This window comes from Aeromicrobium sp. (assembly GCF_036676885.1).
Taxonomy (GTDB): domain Bacteria; phylum Actinomycetota; class Actinomycetes; order Propionibacteriales; family Nocardioidaceae; genus Aeromicrobium.
On record NZ_JAKFCB010000221.1, the window covers coordinates 1 to 17,339 of the forward strand.

Annotated in this window: 14 protein-coding genes and 1 pseudogene; 9 read left to right on the forward strand and 6 right to left on the reverse strand. The window is 69.6% G+C overall.

The features are described 5' to 3' along the window. Nucleotides 1–189 (forward strand): annotated as a pseudogene (locus V6M46_RS10050) (sulfate ABC transporter); the annotation flags it as partial. Further along, the gene (locus V6M46_RS10055) at nucleotides 179–1,147 is read left to right on the forward strand and encodes a sulfate/molybdate ABC transporter ATP-binding protein (protein ID WP_332664405.1); all 969 of its coding nucleotides are present in this window, start codon (nucleotides 179–181) and stop codon (nucleotides 1,145–1,147) included. The pseudogene V6M46_RS10050 and the gene V6M46_RS10055, both read left to right, overlap by 11 nt. Before the next feature lie 3 nt (nucleotides 1,148–1,150). Here the strand turns inward: V6M46_RS10055 and V6M46_RS10060 are convergent, their stop codons facing one another. Together V6M46_RS10060 and V6M46_RS10065 are read right to left on the reverse strand one after the other, a co-directional pair. Next, entirely contained in the window at nucleotides 1,151–1,897 is a 747-nt protein-coding gene (locus V6M46_RS10060) for a 3-hydroxybutyrate dehydrogenase (protein ID WP_332664408.1), read from the reverse strand. Further along, entirely contained in the window at nucleotides 1,894–3,258 is a 1,365-nt protein-coding gene (locus V6M46_RS10065) for an MFS transporter (protein ID WP_332664409.1), read from the reverse strand. Before V6M46_RS10065 ends, V6M46_RS10060 begins: the two co-directional genes overlap by 4 nt. 113 nt (nucleotides 3,259–3,371) lie before the next feature. Between V6M46_RS10065 and V6M46_RS10070 the strand changes: the two genes are divergently transcribed. Beyond that, nucleotides 3,372–4,289 (forward strand): LysR family transcriptional regulator, encoded by a 918-nt coding sequence (locus tag V6M46_RS10070; RefSeq protein WP_332664411.1) that lies wholly within the window; start codon nucleotides 3,372–3,374, stop codon nucleotides 4,287–4,289. Between the two features lie 3 nt (nucleotides 4,290–4,292). Here the strand turns inward: V6M46_RS10070 and V6M46_RS10075 are convergent, their stop codons facing one another. Further along, a complete protein-coding gene (locus V6M46_RS10075; protein WP_332664413.1) occupies nucleotides 4,293–5,462 on the reverse strand; it encodes an MFS transporter in 1,170 nt (389 codons plus the stop codon). A gap of 125 nt (nucleotides 5,463–5,587) precedes the next feature. Here V6M46_RS10075 and V6M46_RS10080 point away from each other — a divergent pair, with 125 nt between their 5' ends. Beyond that, nucleotides 5,588–6,787, forward strand: coding sequence for a winged helix DNA-binding domain-containing protein (locus tag V6M46_RS10080; RefSeq protein ID WP_332664415.1), 1,200 nt, complete (start codon nucleotides 5,588–5,590; stop codon nucleotides 6,785–6,787). On the opposite strand, the gene V6M46_RS10085 is transcribed toward V6M46_RS10080, so the two are convergent. Beyond that, nucleotides 6,777–7,334 (reverse strand): TetR/AcrR family transcriptional regulator, encoded by a 558-nt coding sequence (locus tag V6M46_RS10085; RefSeq protein WP_332664416.1) that lies wholly within the window; start codon nucleotides 7,332–7,334, stop codon nucleotides 6,777–6,779. The two genes, V6M46_RS10080 and V6M46_RS10085, sit on opposite strands and share 11 nt — an antisense overlap. An 86-nt stretch (nucleotides 7,335–7,420) precedes the next feature. Between V6M46_RS10085 and V6M46_RS10090 the strand changes: the two genes are divergently transcribed. The 5 genes from V6M46_RS10090 (at nucleotide 7,421) to V6M46_RS10110 (ending at nucleotide 14,887) form a co-directional block, all read left to right on the forward strand. Continuing rightward, entirely contained in the window at nucleotides 7,421–8,296 is an 876-nt protein-coding gene (locus V6M46_RS10090; protein ID WP_332664418.1) for an alpha/beta hydrolase family protein, read from the forward strand. Between the two features lie 191 nt (nucleotides 8,297–8,487). Beyond that, nucleotides 8,488–10,686 (forward strand): MMPL family transporter, encoded by a 2,199-nt coding sequence (locus V6M46_RS10095; RefSeq protein WP_332664420.1) that lies wholly within the window; start codon nucleotides 8,488–8,490, stop codon nucleotides 10,684–10,686. Nucleotides 10,687–10,793: 107 nt separating this feature from the next. Next, the gene (locus V6M46_RS10100; RefSeq protein WP_332664422.1) at nucleotides 10,794–11,459 is read left to right on the forward strand and encodes a response regulator transcription factor; all 666 of its coding nucleotides are present in this window, start codon (nucleotides 10,794–10,796) and stop codon (nucleotides 11,457–11,459) included. Nucleotides 11,460–11,552: 93 nt separating this feature from the next. Continuing rightward, nucleotides 11,553–12,857 (forward strand): sensor histidine kinase, encoded by a 1,305-nt coding sequence (locus tag V6M46_RS10105; protein WP_332664423.1) that lies wholly within the window; start codon nucleotides 11,553–11,555, stop codon nucleotides 12,855–12,857. Continuing rightward, complete coding sequence (locus tag V6M46_RS10110; protein ID WP_332664424.1) at nucleotides 12,854–14,887, forward strand: hypothetical protein; 2,034 nt, start codon at nucleotides 12,854–12,856, stop codon at nucleotides 14,885–14,887. Before V6M46_RS10105 ends, V6M46_RS10110 begins: the two co-directional genes overlap by 4 nt. On the opposite strand, the gene V6M46_RS10115 is transcribed toward V6M46_RS10110, so the two are convergent. Both V6M46_RS10115 and V6M46_RS10120 read right to left on the reverse strand, forming a co-directional pair. After that, entirely contained in the window at nucleotides 14,867–15,262 is a 396-nt protein-coding gene (locus V6M46_RS10115; protein ID WP_332664426.1) for a response regulator, read from the reverse strand. The two genes, V6M46_RS10110 and V6M46_RS10115, sit on opposite strands and share 21 nt — an antisense overlap. Nucleotides 15,263–15,343: 81 nt before the next feature. Then, nucleotides 15,344–17,339, reverse strand: a 1,996-nt coding sequence (locus tag V6M46_RS10120) for an NADP-dependent isocitrate dehydrogenase (RefSeq protein ID WP_332664427.1), incomplete at its 5' end; no start/stop codon positions are given.

Genomic DNA, 17,339 nt, shown 5'->3' on the forward strand with positions numbered 1-17,339 from the left:
GCCGTCAAGATCATCTCCGGCAACATCGCCGGGCAGACCCAGACCGCCACGCTGAGCGTGGAGGAGAAGTACCAGGACTTCCAGCAGGGCACGGCGTACGCCACGAGCTTCCTGCTCGCACTGATCGCGGTCGCGGCGCTCGTCGTCGTCTCCGTGCTCCGACCGAAGGAGAACCCCGATGGGGATTGAGATCCGCGGCATCAACAAGCTCTTCGGCGACTTCGTCGCGCTCGAGGACATCAGCCTCAGCATTCCCAGCGGACAGCTCACGGCCCTGCTCGGGCCCAGTGGTGGCGGCAAGTCGACGCTGCTGCGCATCATCGCGGGCCTCGAGTCGTCCGACAGCGGCACGGTCGAGATCGAGGGCGTCGACACGACGAACGTCCCGGCCCAGAAGCGCAACGTCGGCTTCGTGTTCCAGCACTATGCGGCGTTCAAGCACATGACCGTCGCCAAGAACATCGCGTTCGGCCTGGAGATCCGCAAGCGCCCCAAGGACGAGGTCAAGGACCGCGTCCATGAGCTGCTCAAGCTCGTGCACCTCGAGCAGTGGTCCGACCGGCTGCCGTCCCAGCTCTCCGGCGGCCAGCGCCAGCGCATGGCGCTCGCCCGCGCCCTCGCGATCGAGCCCAGCGTGCTGCTGCTCGACGAGCCGTTCGGCGCGCTCGACGCCAAGGTGCGCAAGGAGCTGCGCGACTGGTTGCGGCGCCTGCACGACGAGGTCCATGTCACGACCGTGTTCGTGACACACGACCAGGAGGAGGCGCTCGAGGTCTCCGACAGCCTGGTCGTGATCAACGAGGGCCGCATCGAGCAGATCGGCTCCCCCGACGACCTGTATGACCGGCCGGCGAGCGACTTCGTGCTGTCGTTCCTCGGCCCGGTCACCCGGCTCGGCGACAATCTCATCCGTCCGCACGACATCGAGATCTCGCGCTACGAGCAGGCCGCCACCGCCACCGGCAGGATCACCCGATGGACGCGCGTGGGCTTCGAGATCCGCCTCGAGGTCACCCCCGACGACAAGCTGCACCCGGACCCCATCCAGGTCATCGTGACCCGCGCCGAGGCGTCGGCGCTCGGACTGCACGAGGGCGACCAGGTCTGGCTGCGGCCGGAGGCCGGCGTCGAGTCCGTCGGTCGCTGATCCTCAGCGCGCGGTCCACCCGCCGTCGATCGTCGACGACGATCCGGTGATCATCGCGGCATCGTCCGACGCGAGATGGCCGACCAGCGAGGCCACCTCCTCGGGCTCGACGAGCCGCTTGATCGGCGTGCCGGCGAGCAGCACCTCGTCGAGGACCTCGGCCTCCGCGATGTCGTTCGACCGGGCCTGGGCCGTGATCTGCGCGTCCACGAGCGGCGTGCGGACGTAGCCGGGATTGACGCAGTTGCTCGTCACGCCATGGGCGGCGCCCTCGAGCGCCGTCGCCTTCGACAGCCCCTCGAGCGCGTGCTTGCAGGTGACGTATGCCGCCTTGTTGGGCGACGCGCGCAGCCCGTGCACCGACGAGATGTTGACGATCCGGCCACGGCCTCGGGCGTACATGTACGGCAGCGCGGCCCGCACCAGGAGGAACGGCGCCTCGACCATCAGCATCAGCATGCGGTGGAGCACCACCGGGTCGAACTCCTCGATCGCCGACACGTGCTGGAAGCCCGCGTTGTTGACCAGCACGTCGACCTCGAGGGTGAGCTCCGCCAGCGCCGCCACATCGGTGAGGTCGACCGCCCAGGCCTCGCCGTCGATCTCGTCGGCGAGCTCCTTCGCGGCCGGTTCGTCGATGTCGGCCACCGTCACGAGGGCCCCGCGGCCGGCGAGCTCTCGCGCGATCGCCGCGCCGATCCCGCCGGCGCCGCCCGTGACGAGCGCACGCCGGCCGGTCAGGTCGCTCATACGCGGGCGGCCGGCTGGAAGTTCGCGGCGTCGGCGCGGTCGATGTCGAGCAGCGAGGCACCCTTGGTCTCCCGCGTGACGAGCACGGCGACGATCGTGACGGCCGAGGCGGCCAGGAGGTAGAACGCCACCGGGACCGACGAGTCGTACTCACGCAGCAGGGCCGTCGCGATGATCGGCGCCAGCGAGCCGGCCGCGATCGAGGTGACCTGGTAGCCCAGCGAGACACCCGAGTAGCGCATCCGGGTCGGGAACATCTCCGCCATGATCGCGGGCTGGCCGGCGTACATGAACGCGTGGATCAGCAGGCCGAGCGTGATCGCGAGCAGGATCGTCGGATCGTGCGCCGAGTCCATCATCGGGAAGGCGAAGAACCCCCAGGTCCCGGCCAGCAGCGCGCCCACCGCATACGTCGGTCGTCGCCCGATGCGGTCCGACAGCCGGCCGACCTGCGGGATCGCGAGGAAGTGCACGAGGTGCGCCAGCAGCATCAGCCGCAGGATGTCGTCGGTGTCGGTCTTGACCACGACCGAGAGGTACGTGATCGAGAACGTCACGACGAGGTAGTACATGACGTTCTCCGCGAACCGCAGGCCCATCGCGGTCAGCACGCCGCGCGGATAGCGGCGCAGCACCTCGAAGACACCGTAGGACTCGGCCTTGGTCTCCTCGACCTCCTTCTGCGCCTCGAGGAAGATCGGCGCCTCGGTGACCGTGGTGCGGATGTAGTAGCCGACCAGCACGATGACCGCCGACAGCCAGAACGCCACACGCCAGCCCCAGCTCAGGAAGGCCTCGTCCGACAGGGTCGAGGTCAGGCCGAGCAGCACCAGGGTCGCGAGCATGTTGCCCATCGGCACACCCGCCTGCGGCCAGCTGGCCCAGAAGCCGCGCTTGTCGTCGGGGCTGTGCTCGGCCACGAGCAGCACGGCACCGCCCCACTCACCGCCGATCGCGAACCCCTGGATGAAGCGCAGCACGACGAGCAGTGCCGGGGCGAGGTAGCCGATGCTGTCGTACGTCGGGATGCAGCCCATCGCGAACGTCGCCACGCCGACGAGCAGCAGGCTGAGCTGGAGCAGCTTCTTGCGGCCGTGCCGGTCGCCGAAGTGGCCGAACACCAGGCCACCGATGGGCCGCGCCGCGAAGCCCACGGCGTACGTGATGAAGGCCGCGATGATCGCGTCGAGCTCGTTGTCGCGGGCGGGGAAGAACACCTTGCTGAACACCAGGGTCGCAGCCGTGCCGTAGAGGAAGAACTCGTACCACTCGACGACCGTGCCGGCCATCGACGCCGCCACGATCTTCTTCAGGCCGCTCGTCTCGGTGGGCTCGGCTGGGGTGGGACGTTCGATCGTCATGATTTCCTCCGACTGTGACGCAGCACACTTTTCGCTGACCCGGACGAGTCTGGGTGCATTCGGATGCACACGCAATCGCCAATGTCGCAACGCAGATCTGCAAGAATGCAGATATGGCCCGCACCGCACTGCCCAGCGCGGACGACCTGTTGGTCCTCCTCGAGGTCGGTCGCAGCGGCCGCTTCACGACCGCTGCGGACGCCCTCGGACTCAACCACACGACCGTGTCACGCCGCATCGCCGCACTCGAGAAGAGCCTCGGTGGACGCGTTCTCGCGCGCGGGCCGGCGGGGTGGGAGCTCACACCGCTCGGGCAGGAAGCCCTCCAGGCGGCCGAGCGGCTCGACGCGGTCCTGCGCGAGCTGACAGCGGGTCCCGGCGAGAGCGGCGCGCTCGACGATGTCGTACGCCTGTCGGCGACGGACGGCTTCAGCGCCTACATCGCCGCCCCCGCCGCCGCACGGCTGCGACAGCGGCATCCGGGGTTGGCGATGGAGATCGTCACCGCGACGCGGCGGGCCACCCAGCAACGTACGGGCCTCGACATCGAGATCGTCGTGGGCGAGCCCCAGGTCCACCGCGCGGAGGCGACCCGGCTCGCGCCGTACGTTCTCGGCCTCTACGCCTCGCGCGACTACCTCGCGGCACACGACGCCCCGCGCACCGTGAAGGAGGTCGCCGACCACGGGCTCGTCTACTTCATCGACTCGATGCTGCAGGTCGATGACCTCGACGTCGCACGCAGCTTCGTCCCGGCGATGGCCGACGCCGTCACGTCGACCAACGTCTTCGTGCACGTCGAGGCGACGCGCGCCGGTGCGGGCCTCGGGCTGCTGCCGTGCTTCATGGCCGACCGCCACGACGACCTCGTCCGGCTGCTGCCCGAGCTGGTCGAGATCGAGCTCGACTACTGGCTCGTCGCCCGGCCGGAGGCGTCTCGCCGGCCGGGAGTCGCGGCGGTCACGGCCGAGCTCCACCTCGCGGCCCGTTCGATGCAGGACGCGTTGATGGGCCGGCTCCGTACGAGCTGAGGATCAGGCTCTGGCCGAGCGGCGCTGGGCGGCGAGGCCGAGCGCGAAGATCGCGAAGCCGGCGACGGCCAGCGCGGCACCGACCAGGCTCGACGCGCGGTAGCCGTAGCCCGCGGCGATCGCGACCGAGCCGAGCCAGGCACCCAGGCCGTTCGCGACGTTGAGCGCGGAGTGGTTGAGTGCGGCGCCGAGCATCTGCGCGTCGCCGGCCGCGTGCATCAGCCGGACCTGCAGGTTGATCGCCACGACCGAGCTGATGACCGCGACGGCGAACACCAGGATCATGGCCGGCACGACGTGCGGGGCGGCGAAGAAGAACGCCACGAGGGCAACGACTGTCCCCGCGAAGCCATACAGGACAGAGCGCTCGACATCCCAGTCCGCGAGGACGCCCGCGAGCCACGATCCCAGGACCGAGCCGACACCGAAGGCCAGCAGGAACCACGGGATCCAGGCCGACGGCTGGTCGGCGACCTTCGTGACCAGGGGCGCGATGTAGCTGTACATCGCGAACAGCCCGCCGAAGCCGATCATCCCGGCCGACACGGCGAACAGCACCTGTGGCCGCTTCAGCGCCGAGAGCTCGCCCCGCAGCGACGCGTCACCGTTGGCGGGCGAGTGCGGGACGAAGGCGAAGATCATGGCGGCCGTGACGATCGTGATGGCGAGGACGACCCAGTAGGCGCTTCGCCAACCAAGGTGCTGTCCGAGCGCGGTGCTGGCCGGTACGCCGACGACGGTCGCGACTGACAGGCCGAGCATGACCGAGCTGACGGCCCGGCCCTTGTACTCAGGACGTACGAGCGAGGCCGCGAGCAGGGACGCAACGCCGAAGTAGGCGCCGTGCGGGAGGCCCGCGACGAACCGCGCGACCATGACCGGGAGGTAGCCGCTGGCCATCGCGGTGATCGCATTGCCGACGCCGAGCGCGAGGATCAGGCCGATCGCGAGCTCACGCTTGGGCAACCGCGCGCCGAGCGAGACGATGATCGGCGCCCCCACGACGACCCCGAAGGCGTACGCCGTGATGATGTGGCCGGTCGTCGCGTTCGACCTGTTGATGCCGGCGGCGATCTCCTCGAGCAGGCCCATCGTCATGAACTCGGTCGTCCCGATCGCGAACCCGCCGAGGGCCAGCGACAACAGCGCCAGACTCAGATGCCTGGTGCTCACGCTGGTGCGGGGAGAGGTTTCGAGGACGGTCACCACTCGTACAAGTCTCCCAGTGGCCCCGGTTGTTCCACGAATCGTGACAGTGTGCGTCGGCTCACGCCCGGGCCCGCACGGGTGTTCTGTGGGTGGCTGATGCCACGCTGTCCGGTATGCGGGAGATCTCCGGGGCCGAGCGGCGAGCACGACTGGGCCGGCGGCACGCGCTGGCCGGTGGGCACCAGGCCGAGTCGGTGGTCGACGCCGCCCGAGCCGTCGTCGCGCTGCACGGCACCGACCCGGCCACGACCGTCCTGTCGGCACTGGCCCGCACCCGCGACGCCGCTCCCGCGGATGTCGAGCGCGCGCTCTACGACGACCGCGACCTCGTCCGCGTGCTCGCGATGCGGCGCACGGTGTTCGCGGTCCCGCACGACTTCGCCGGCGTGTGCTTCGCCGGCGCCTCGGACGTCGTCGCCAAGGAGCAACGCCGGATGCTGCTCAAGCTGCTCGGCGAGGCAGGGATCACCGGCGACCTCGAGGACTGGGTCGAGCGCGCCGAGCAGGCGGCGTTGAGCGCGATCGAGGCGGCCGGTGAGATCACCAGCGCGGAGCTCTCACAGGCCGACCCGCTGCTCGCCACGCGCCTGCGGCTCGGGACCGGCAAGTTCGTGGCCACGCCGACCGTCGCGAGCCGGCTGCTGACGTTGCTGTCGGCCGAGGGCAGCGTCGTGCGTACGCGCCCGCGCGGCGGGTGGACGTCGACGCAGTTCCGCTGGGCCGCGACCGCGTCGTGGTGCGACCTCGGCGAGCCGCCCGATCACGCCACCGCGATCACCGAGCTGGCACGCCAGTGGCTGCGGGCCTACGGTCCGGCGACCCTCGACGACCTCCTGTGGTGGACCGGCTGGACCAAGACCCGCACGCGCGCGGCCGTGGCAGCGCTCGACACCGTCGAGGTCGAGGTCGACGGCCGCCCCGGACTGGTCCTCGCCGACGACGTCGACCCGGTCGAGGCGCCGGAGCCGTGGGTCGCCCTCCTACCCGCGCTCGACCCCTCGTCGATGGGCTGGAAGCACCGGGACTTCGTGCTGGGACCGCATCGCGAGCGTCTCTTCGACGTCAACGGCAACGCCGGCCCGACGGTGTGGGTCGACGGCCGGATCGTCGGCGGCTGGGCGCAGCGCGACCACGGCGAGGTGGCCTTCACCCTGCTGCAGGACATCGGGGCCGAGGCGACCGCAGCGGTGGAGAAGCGCGCCGCCGACCTCACGGCGCTGCTCGGCGACGTACGCCTCAAGGCGCGGGCGCGCGGCTGGACCGACGTCGAGAGGGAGCTCAGGGCTTGACGGCGTCACGGATCAAGCCGCGGATCTCCTCGGCGACGGCCTCGAGCGGCACCGGGCTGCGCTGACTGCGCGCCATCACGACGGCGCCCTCGAGACTGCTGACGATGAGCCAGGCGAGCCGCTCGGCACGCTCCAGCGGCACCCCGTCGCGAGTCAGGACCGGCACGAGCAGGCCCTGCCAGGTCTTGAACACCTCGCTCGCGGGCCCGGCGGTTGTCGTGTCTTCGGTGGCGACGGCGAGGATCGGGCAGCTCGCCTCGTAGTCACTGGCGATCAGGAACTCGCGCCAGTTGCCGATGAACGCGTCGAGCGCGGCGAGCGCGCCGCCCTCGCCGGCCCGCGCCAGCACCTTCTCGACCCGCCTGGAGACCCAGACCATCGCCTCCTCGACCAGCTGGTCCTTGCCGCCCGGGAAGTAGTGGTAGGTCGAGCCGAGCGGTGCGCCGGTGAACTTGGCGAGCTCGCGGACGCTCGTCGCGCCGACGCCGCGCTCGCCGATCAGCTGAGCTGCGCCGGCCACCATCTTGGTGCGGGGATCGAGGGGCATACCCGAAGCATACTCCTTGACTATGACAGTCGTCATAGTCTAGCGTCTGGCCCTATGACAGGCGTTATAGGACAAGGACGGCCATCATGACGATCTCGACCGCGGACCAGTTGTGGGAGACCATCACCTTCCCTGCCGACGACGGCTACGAGCTGCACGGACGGTGGTTCGAGCCGAACGGCGAGGCACGCGGCGTCGTCCTGATCGTGCCGGCGATGGCGACCACCGCGGCGTACTACTCGACGTTCGCCTCATGGCTGCGTGATCGCGGATTCGCCGTCATGACGTTCGACTACCGCGGATACGGCGAGTCGCTCGACGGGCCCATGCGCCGGGTCAGGAACGACCTGGTCCGCTGGGCGCTCGACGCCCGCGACGCGTTGGACCATGCCCACGTACGAGCCGAGGGCCTGCCCGTCACATGGCTCGGCCACAGTCTGGGCGGTCAGGTGCTGCCGTTCGCCGACCACACCAAGGCAGAGCGCGCGATCAGCGTCGCAGCAGGCACGGGCTACTGGAAGCACAACACCCCACGTGCTCGCCGCAAGGCTCCCTTGCTCTGGAAGGTCATCGCGCCCTCCGCGATCGCCGTTGCCGGCTACTTCCCGGGCCAGCGGCTGCGCATCCTCGGCGACCTGCCACCCAACGTCATGCGCCAGTGGGCTCGGTGGTGCATGCACCCGGACTACCTGCTCGGGGAGCTCCCGGAGCTGCGCGAACGCTTCGCGGCGGTCGACATCCCGATGGCGTCCGTGTCGTTCACCGACGACGAGCTGATGTCCGCGACCAGCATCAGTAGCCTCGACGCGCTCTACACCGCGGTCGACGAGGTGCGGATGCGCTACACCCCGCAGCAGCTCGGCGTCGACCGCATGGGCCATTTCGGGTTCTTCCGGCACAACCAGGTCGACCTGTGGGACGAGCTGGTCCTGCCACACCTCGCCGAGCAGCGGAGCGCCTGAGGCGGACCGGGGGTTAGCCCCCTCTCCGGGCGGTGGCCACCCCCCGGGGAGGTACCGGGAAACCCGGCGCTCGACCCCTGCGGACGGACGGACAACGCACTGCCGCGGCACCCTCTGCTCTTCATAACGTCGAGGAGTCAGAGCACCAGCCGTCCGGTTCGGAGCTCACCGTTTCAAGGAAAGGCTCCATCATGTCCCGCATTCTCTACCGACTCGGTCACTTCTCCGGGCGCCACCCGTGGCGCATCCTGGCAGCGTGGATCGTGGTCGGCGTCTCGGTGTTCATGCTCAACTCCTCGGCCGGCGGCTCGCCGGACGAGAGCTTCACCATTCCCGGAGCGGAGTCGCAGCGCGCTGCCGATGCCGTCACCGACCGGTTCCCGCAGGAGACCGTCTACACGTCCAACGTCATCTTCCACTCCGACAAGGGCCTCGACGATCCGGCCACCAAGGCCGCGATCGAGCAGACCGTCACCGAGCTGGCAGAGGGCCACAAGGTCGTGGCGGTCAGCAGCCCGTACGACCCCCGCGGACCTACGCTCAGTGAGGACGGCAAGACCGCGTTCGCCACGGTCGCGTTCGATGAGGACGAGATCGGCGCCGAGCAGTTCGAGGCCGCCGAGAAGGCTGCCGAGAGTGCCGTCGACGCCGGCGTGCAGGTCGAGTACGACGGCGGCCTCGGCTACGCCGCCGGTGACGCCGAGCCCAGCAGCGAGAAGATCGGCATCCTGGTGGCCATCGTGGTCCTCGCGGTTGCCTTCGGCTCGCTCGTGGCGCTCAGCATCCCGATCGTGACGGCGCTGTTCGGCCTCCTGATCGGCGTCAGCTCGCTCGGCATCCTGTCCGGCTTCGTGGCTGTTCCGGAGATTGCCAACATCGTCGGCATGATGCTCGGCCTCGGTGTCGGCATCGACTACGCGCTGTTCATCCTCTCGCGCCATCGCCAGAACCTCGATGAGGGCATGACCGTGCCCGACGCGATCGGCCAGGCCAACTCGTCCGCAGGACTGTCGGTGCTGTTCGCCGGCATCACGGTCATCGTCGCCATCGCAGGCCTTCAGGTCTCCGGCGTACCGATGATGACGGTCATGGGATGGGCATCTGCCCTGATGGTCGCGATCACCATGCTGGCAGCCATCACCCTGCTGCCCGCGATCCTCGGGATCGTCGGCAAGAAGGTCAACGCCGCCAAGATCCCGTTCATCAAGCAGCGTCCCGCCAACGATCCCAGCTCGGGATCGGCGCGCTGGGCCGCCAAGGTCGTCGAGCACCCGGTTCGCTACGGAGTCGTCGCGACCGTCATCCTCGCAGTGCTCGCTGCTCCGGTGTTCTCGATGCGACTCGGCTTCACGGATGCCAGCAACGACGGTTCGTCGACGACGACCCGCAAGGCGTTCGATCTCGTCGCCGACGCGTACGGACCGGGCACCAACGGCCCGTTCCAGATCGTCGTCGAGACGAATGACGCGGCCGACGCTGACGCAGCTGTCGACCGGGTCGCCGAGGCACTCGCCGCGGACAAGGGCGTCGCCTCGGTCGAACAGCCCACGTTCAACGAGGGCAAGGACCTGGCGATGATCAGCGTGACGCCGACGAGCGCGCCCCAGGACGCGGAGACCTCGGACACGCTGCACCGTCTGCGCGACAGCGTGCTGCCCGACGCGGTCGGCGACAGCAAGGTCGAGGCGATGGTCACCGGCGGAACGGCGATGTCAGAAGACGTCTCCAACCGCCTGCAGGACCGGATGCCGTGGTTCCTCGGAGCCGTCATCGGACTGTCGTTCCTCGTGCTGATGCTGGTCTTCCGTTCGGTTCTCGTGCCGCTCAAGGCAGCCGTGCTGAACATGCTGAGCGTCGGAGCCGCGTACGGCGTCATCGTCGCGGTGTTCCAGTGGGGCTGGGCGGCGAACCTGATCGGTGTCGAGGGCTCGGTCCCGATCATGCCGCTCGCGCCGATGCTGATGTTCGCGATCCTGTTCGGCCTCTCGATGGACTACGAGGTCTTCCTGCTGAGCCGTGTGCGGGAGCAGTTCATGCGCCACGGCAACGCCAAGAAGGCCCTCGTGGAAGGGGTCGCCTCCACGGGACGCGTCATCACGAGCGCCGCGCTCATCATGATCAGCGTCTTCGCATCGTTCATCCTGATGAGTGACGTCACCGCCAAGATGTTCGGCGTCGGCCTGGCCGTCGCGGTCCTGCTCGACGTGACGCTGGTGCGGATGGTCCTCGTGCCGGCCGCGATGAGCCTGCTGGGCGACCGTGCCTGGTGGCTGCCGAACTGGCTGGATCGCCTCCTGCCGTCGATCGACCTGGAAGGTGGCTACGTGGACAACGAGCTCACCGATGAGGACGAGAGGCTGCTCGAGGAGGATGCCCAGGTCCTCGTCTGAGGATCATCAGCTCACCATCTGGCGCGGCCGGTCCTTCGGGGCCGGCCGCGCTGGTGCATCCCCGAATCCCGTCTCCGCAGACACCCGGCTGCGGTAGTGTCCGAAACATGGTCCTGCGAGTCGTGTTCGCAGACGACAATTACCTCGTACGCGAGGGAGTCTCAGCCCTGCTCGGCCAGGTCGACGAGATCGAGCTGGTCGAGATCGTCGAGGACCCCGCCGCGCTGCTCAAGGCCGTCGCGATCCACCGGCCCGACGCGGTGCTGACCGACATCCGCATGCCCCCGACCCACACGACCGAGGGCATCGTGGCGGCCAAGCAGATCCGCACTCAATACCCCGAGACCGGGGTCGTCGTCCTCTCGCAGTACGTCGAGGAGGACTACGCGTTCGAGCTCCTCGAGGACGGGGTGGCCGGGCTCGGCTACCTGCTCAAGGAGCGGATCACGCAGCTCGACGAGCTCGTCCGCGCCCTGCACGAAGTGGCCCGTGGCGGATCGGCGCTCGACCCCAAGGTCGTCGAGGGCCTCATGGCCCGCAAGGCCAGCGAGCAGGAGTCGCCGCTGCTCGGACTCACCGAGAAGGAACGGGCCGTGCTCGAGTGCATGGCGACCGGCCGCAACAACGCCACGATCGCCAAGACCCTCTACATGAGCGAGCGGGCGGTCGAGAAGCACATCAGCTCGGTGTTCCAGAAGCTGCGGCTCGTCGAGGAGGGTGAGCTCAATCGCCGGGTGATGGCGGTGCTGGCGTATGTCGAAGCCACCTCCTGACGCCTGCTCGCCACGCGTTCGTGCGGCTGACCCCACCCCGCCCTGCGGTCAGCGCCCTCCCCGAGTGGGTGTCATCGGGAGCAGACTCGCGCCATGACCTCGCTCGTGGCCCAGCGGCACCTGCATCCCGACCGCCTCACGAGCATGCTCGTCGTCGCAGGCCTGCTGGCGTTCGTGGGGACGGTGTACGTCGTCACGGTGCTCGGCGGCGGCGCGCTGATCGGGCACACCTCATCGCCAGACACGCGCTTGTCGATCCTCGCGACGCTCATCGTGGCCCTCGGCCTCGGCCCGGTCCAGGCATCGCTGCAGAGGCTGGCCCGCCGGGTCGTGGCCGGCGAGCGCGAGCTGCCGTACGACGTCCTGAGCCGGTTCTCCGCCTCCGTCACGCAGTCTCATGACGAGCAGGTCCCCGCCACGATGGCTCGTGTGCTCGCCGAGGGAACCGGGGCCGCCTGGGCCCAGGTGTGGCTCCTCGTCGGCGACAGTCCCGCCCTTGCCGCGACCTGGCCCGAGGGCGCAGCGGACGGCACCTACGCACCCGACGGTGCCGCGCCCAACCCCGAGGGCCAGCGGACGCTGCTCGTTCGCCTCGCCGGCGAGACGCTGGGCGCGCTTCGCATCCAGGAGCGGCCTCACCAGCCGCTGACCCCCGTCGAGCGACGACTGTTCGAAGGGCTCGCGTCTCAGGCCGGACTCGTGCTGCACGGCGCCCGGCTCCGGGCCGAGCTGGCGCGCCGGCTCGAGGAGCTGTCGCTTCGCGCTGACGAGCTCCGCGCCTCGCGGGGCCGGGTCGTCGAGGCCCAGGACGCCGAGCGGCGCCGGCTCGAACGCGACATCCACGACGGCGCCCAGCAGCACCTCGTGGCGCTGGCGGTCAACCTACGCCTCGCACAGGCCCTCAGCGAGACCTCACCGGCGGCCGCCGCGAAGGTCATGGCGGACCAGGTCGAGGCCACCGACCTGGCGATCGAGACCCTGGTCGACCTGTCACGCGGCATCTATCCCGGTGCGCTCAGCGAGCGCGGCATCGGAGCGGCCCTCGGCAGCGCCATCTCGGCGGCAACCACCCCGGTCGAGGTCCTCGACCGTACGCAGCGGCGATTCGATCCCGACGTCGAGCTCGCGGTCTACTTCTGCTGCCTCGAGGCGGTCCAGAACGCACTCAAGCACGCTGCGGCATCCCACGTACGCGTGACGCTTCGCGAGGAGGGCGGCGAGCTGGTCGCCGAGGTCGCGGACGACGGTACCGGTTTCGACGTCGCCGGCACGCCCGGAGGATCGGGCCTGAGCAACATGCGCGACCGGCTCGATGCGGTCGGCGGCCGGATCACGATCGATGCGTCATCCGGCGGCACGCTCGTCACCGCTCGCGTACGTCTGGAGGGTTCGTCGTGAGCCGGGTCATCCCGTGGCCCCTCGCCCTGATCTCGACGCTGTTCGTCATCGGGGACACGCTGATCGTGTCGGCCTACGGATCGCTCTGGTCCACCGACACGTTGGGGATCCACGGCTGGCCGTTCGTCAATCTCGCTGGACTCGGCTGCTCGATCCTGGGCGCGGTCATCGTGATGACCTATCCACGCCACCTGATCGGCTGGCTGCTCGTCATCGTCGGCGTGACCACGTCGGTGTCCCTGCTCTTCGAGTCCTACAGCCGCTGGGTCATCGACGAGGGTGGCCCGGGCTCCACGGCTGCGGGGGAGGTCTCCGCGAGTGTCGCGCTGGCACTGGGCGGGCCATTCGCGCTCAGCGTCCTCGGCATGATCTTCCTGACGGTTCCCGACGGTGAGTTCGTGTCCCCTCGCTGGCGGCCGGTTGCCTGGGCGGCGTGCCTCGGATGTGTGCTGTCGCTGGCGGGCCTGCTGATCACGCCACCCGCCGAGATCGTCGGCAATGCCGACGCGACCGGCGGGCTGTCGCCCGGCGAGCTGCTGAGCTCGATCGGGATCCTGCTCACCGCCGTCGCCCTGGTCATCGGGGCCGCGAGCATGGTCGTCCGGCTGCGACGGTCCCGGGGCGAGGCGCGGCAGCAGCTGCGCTGGGTCGTCACCGCCGCGATGTTCGTGGCGCTCGCCCTCACCGCGATGCTCCTCGACCAGGCGCTGTTCTCCGACGGCAGCCAGTCACCCGTCACGAGCATCCCGCTCTACCTCTCGTACGTCGCACTGATCGGCAGCATCGCGATCTCGGTCCTGCGATTCAGGCTGTACGACCTCGACATCATCATCAGCCGGGCGGTCGCGTTGGCGTGTGCCACCGCATTCGTCACGGGCGCGTACGTGGTCGGAGTGGTCACGGTCGGGGACCGCCTCGACGGCGACGCGGAGAGCTTCGGCCTGTCGCTGGCGATCACCGCGATCGTGTCCCTGGCCTTCCAGCCGCTGCGGCGCTGGGTCGTGCGGCTGGCCGACCGGCTGGCGTACGGTCGCCGGGCTCAGCCCTACGACGCGCTCGCCGAGTTCAGCCGCCGCGCAGGCGACAGTCCGGCCCCCGACCAGCTGCTGCCGGCGGTCGCCGAGGCGGCGGGCCTGGCCGGCTCGGCGCTCGAGTCCACGGCCCGGCTCGACCTGCCCGACGGCACGCACCGGTCGGCGACGTGGACGCCCCGGACCGCCGGACGTGAGACTCCCGGCGACTGGGTCGAGATGCCGGTTGCGGATCAGTCCGGTCAGGTCGGGACCATCCGGATCCTGCTTCCCGCGACCCGTAACCTGCGCGGGCACGAGGAGCGACTGATGCGGGACATCGCCGAGCAGGCCGCCGTGGCGTTCCGCAACGTCCGGCTCGAGGCCGCCCTGGCCGCCCACGTCGAGCAGCTCGACCACCAGACCGACGAGCTGGCCGCGTCGCGAGCGCGGCTCATCCGCGCCAGTGACTCCGAACGGCACCGGCTCGAGCTCGCGATCTCCCAGGAGGTGCTGTCCCGGCTCCGCGAGCTGCGCGCCGGCCTCGCCGCACTCCCGGACAGCGGCCCGACCGCGGAGCAGGCAGGCGACTTCGTCACGGACGCGACGACCGCGCTCGAGTCCCTGCGCGACCTGACGAAGGGCCTCCACCCGACGCTCCTCACCCGCAGCGGGCTCGCATCGGCATTGACGTCGTACGTCGCGCGGAACGCCGGGACGACCCTGGTCATCGAGCCCGCCGTGTCAGCGGCTCGCTGGCCGGACCGGGTGGAGGCGGCCGCCTACTTCTGCTGCACCCACGCGATCATGTCCGGCGGCGTCGAGGCCATGACGCTGCGGGTCGCACCGGAGTCCGACGCGCTCGAGGTCGAGCTCGCCGGGACCGACCTCGATGCGACGGTGCGGCAGTCGATGGTGGACCGCGTCGAGGCGCTGCGCGGCGTCCTCGAGGACGACGGCGGCCGTGTCGTCATCCGGCTGCCGCGAGAGGCGGATCAGTCAGCCGTCCCGGTGAGCTGAGGCCCACGCCTCGATCAGGCGGTCCGGCCCGAAGGCGCCCTTCGGCACGTACTCCGACGCGCCTGATCCATCGAGGTCGACGTCGTCGCGATCGTACGTCGACAACAGCACCACGACCGGTCCCTCGCCGTCCGCGAGGATGCGGCGCGTCGCCTCGATGCCGTCGATCCCGGGGAGGTTGACGTCCATCAGCACGAGCTGCGGCCGCAGCTCGCGGGCGACCTCGATCGAGTCCTCGCCCGACGCCGCGGTGCCGACGACCGTGAACCCGTTCGTGGCATCCACGACGGCCTGCATCGCCCGCCGGTAGGGCTCCTGGTCGTCGACGACGAGCACGCGTACGTCGGGTTCGTGGGACAACGCTTCGACCTCCATACGACAAGTGTGGCGGGCGGGAGCCGGGCGCAGGAGGGGGTTAACCGCCCTCTTGCTGCGGCCGACCCCCACCTGCAGCGGTCAGGAGAGGATGCCGAGGACCTCGGAGAACGTGTTCGACGGGCGCATGACCTGCTTGACCTTGGCGTCGTCGGGGCGGAAGTAGCCGCCGATGTCGGCCGGCGATCCCTGCACCGCGAGGAGCTCGTCGTTGATCTTCTGCTCGTTGTCGGCCAGGGCACCGGCGACCTCGGAGAACGCCGCGGCCAGGTCCGCGTCGTCGGTCTGCGCGGCGAGCTCCTGCGCCCAGTAGAGGGCGAGGTAGAAGTGGCTGCCCCGGTTGTCGATCTCGCCGACCTTGCGGCTCGGCGACTTGTTCTCGTTGAGGAACGTGCCGGTCGCCCGGTCGAGCGTGTCGGCCAGGATCTGCGCCCGGGCGTTGCCGGTCGTCGTCGCCATGTGCTCGAAGCTCGACGCCAGCGCGAGGAACTCACCGAGGCTGTCCCACCGAAGGTGGTTCTCCTTGATGAGCTGCTGCACGTGCTTGGGAGCCGAGCCGCCGGCACCGGTCTCGAACAGCCCGCCGCCGTTGATCAGCGGGACGATCGAGAGCATCTTGGCGCTCGTGCCGAGCTCGAGGATCGGGAACAGGTCGGTGTTGTAGTCACGCAGCACGTTGCCGGTGACCGAGATCGTGTCCTCACCCTTGCGGATGCGCTCGATCGAGAACGCCGTCGCCTCGTCCGGTGACATGATCTCGATCTGCAGGCCGTCGGTGTCGTGCTCGAGCAGGTAGGCCTTGACCTTGGCCATCAGGTTGAGGTCGTGGGCGCGGCTCGGGTCGAGCCAGAACACCGCGGGGGTCTGCGAGGCGCGGGCGCGGGTCACGGCGAGCTTGACCCAGTCGCGGATCGGAACGTCCTTGGTCTGGCACGCCCGCCAGATGTCACCGGGCTGCACGGCGTGCTCGATGAGGACGTTGCCGTCCTGGTCCACGACCTGCACGGTGCCCGCGGCGGGAACCTCGAACGTCTTGTCGTGGCTGCCGTACTCCTCGGCGGCCTGCGCCATCAGGCCGACGTTGGGGACCGAGCCCATCGTGGTCGGGTCGAATGCGCCGTTGGCGCGGCAGTCGTCGATCACGGTCTGGTAGACGCCGGCGTAGGAGCTGTCCGGGATCACCGCGAGCGTGTCGGCCTCGTTGCCGTCGGGTCCCCACATGTGGCCCGACGTACGGATCATGGCCGGCATCGACGCGTCGACGATGACGTCGCTCGGCACGTGCAGGTTGGTGATGCCCTTGTCGGAGTCGACCATCGCCAGGGCCGGGCCCTCGGCGATGCCCTGCTCGAACGCAGCCTTGATCTCCTGCGCCTTCTCCCCCAGGAAGCTCCCTGAGCTGGTCGAGGGGTCGAGGCCGGCCAGGATTCCGCCGAGCCCGTTGCTGGGACTGAGCCCGGCCTGCTCGAGGTCGGCGCCGTACTTCTCGAACACTGCGGGGAAGAACGCCTTGACGACGTGACCGAAGATGATCGGGTCGGAGACCTTCATCATGGTGGCCTTGAGGTGCACCGAGAACAGCACACCCTCTTCCTTGGCGCGCGCGATCTGGGCCTTGAGGAACGTATCGAGCGCCGCTGCGCGCATGACCGTGCCGTCGACGATCTCGCCCGCGAGCACGGGGAACGCGTCCTTGAGCACCGTCGTGGTGCCGTCCTCGGCGACGAGCTGGATGCTGATCGTGCCGTCGGACTCGATGACGACCGACTTCTCGTTGGAGCGGAAGTCGTCGGTGCCCATCGTGGCGACATTGGTCTTGGAGTCGCTGCTCCACGCACCCATCGAGTGCGGGTGCGCCCTGGCGAAGCTCTTGACCGAGGCCGGAGCACGGCGGTCGGAGTTGCCCTCGCGCAGCACGGGGTTGACCGCGCTGCCCTTGACCTTGTCGTAGCGGGCGCGGACGTCCTTGTCCTCGTCGGTCTGCGGGTCGTCGGGGTAGTCCGGCAGGGCGTAACCCTGGCTCTGCAGCTCGGCGATCGCGGCCTTGAGCTGCGGGATCGAGGCGCTGATGTTGGGC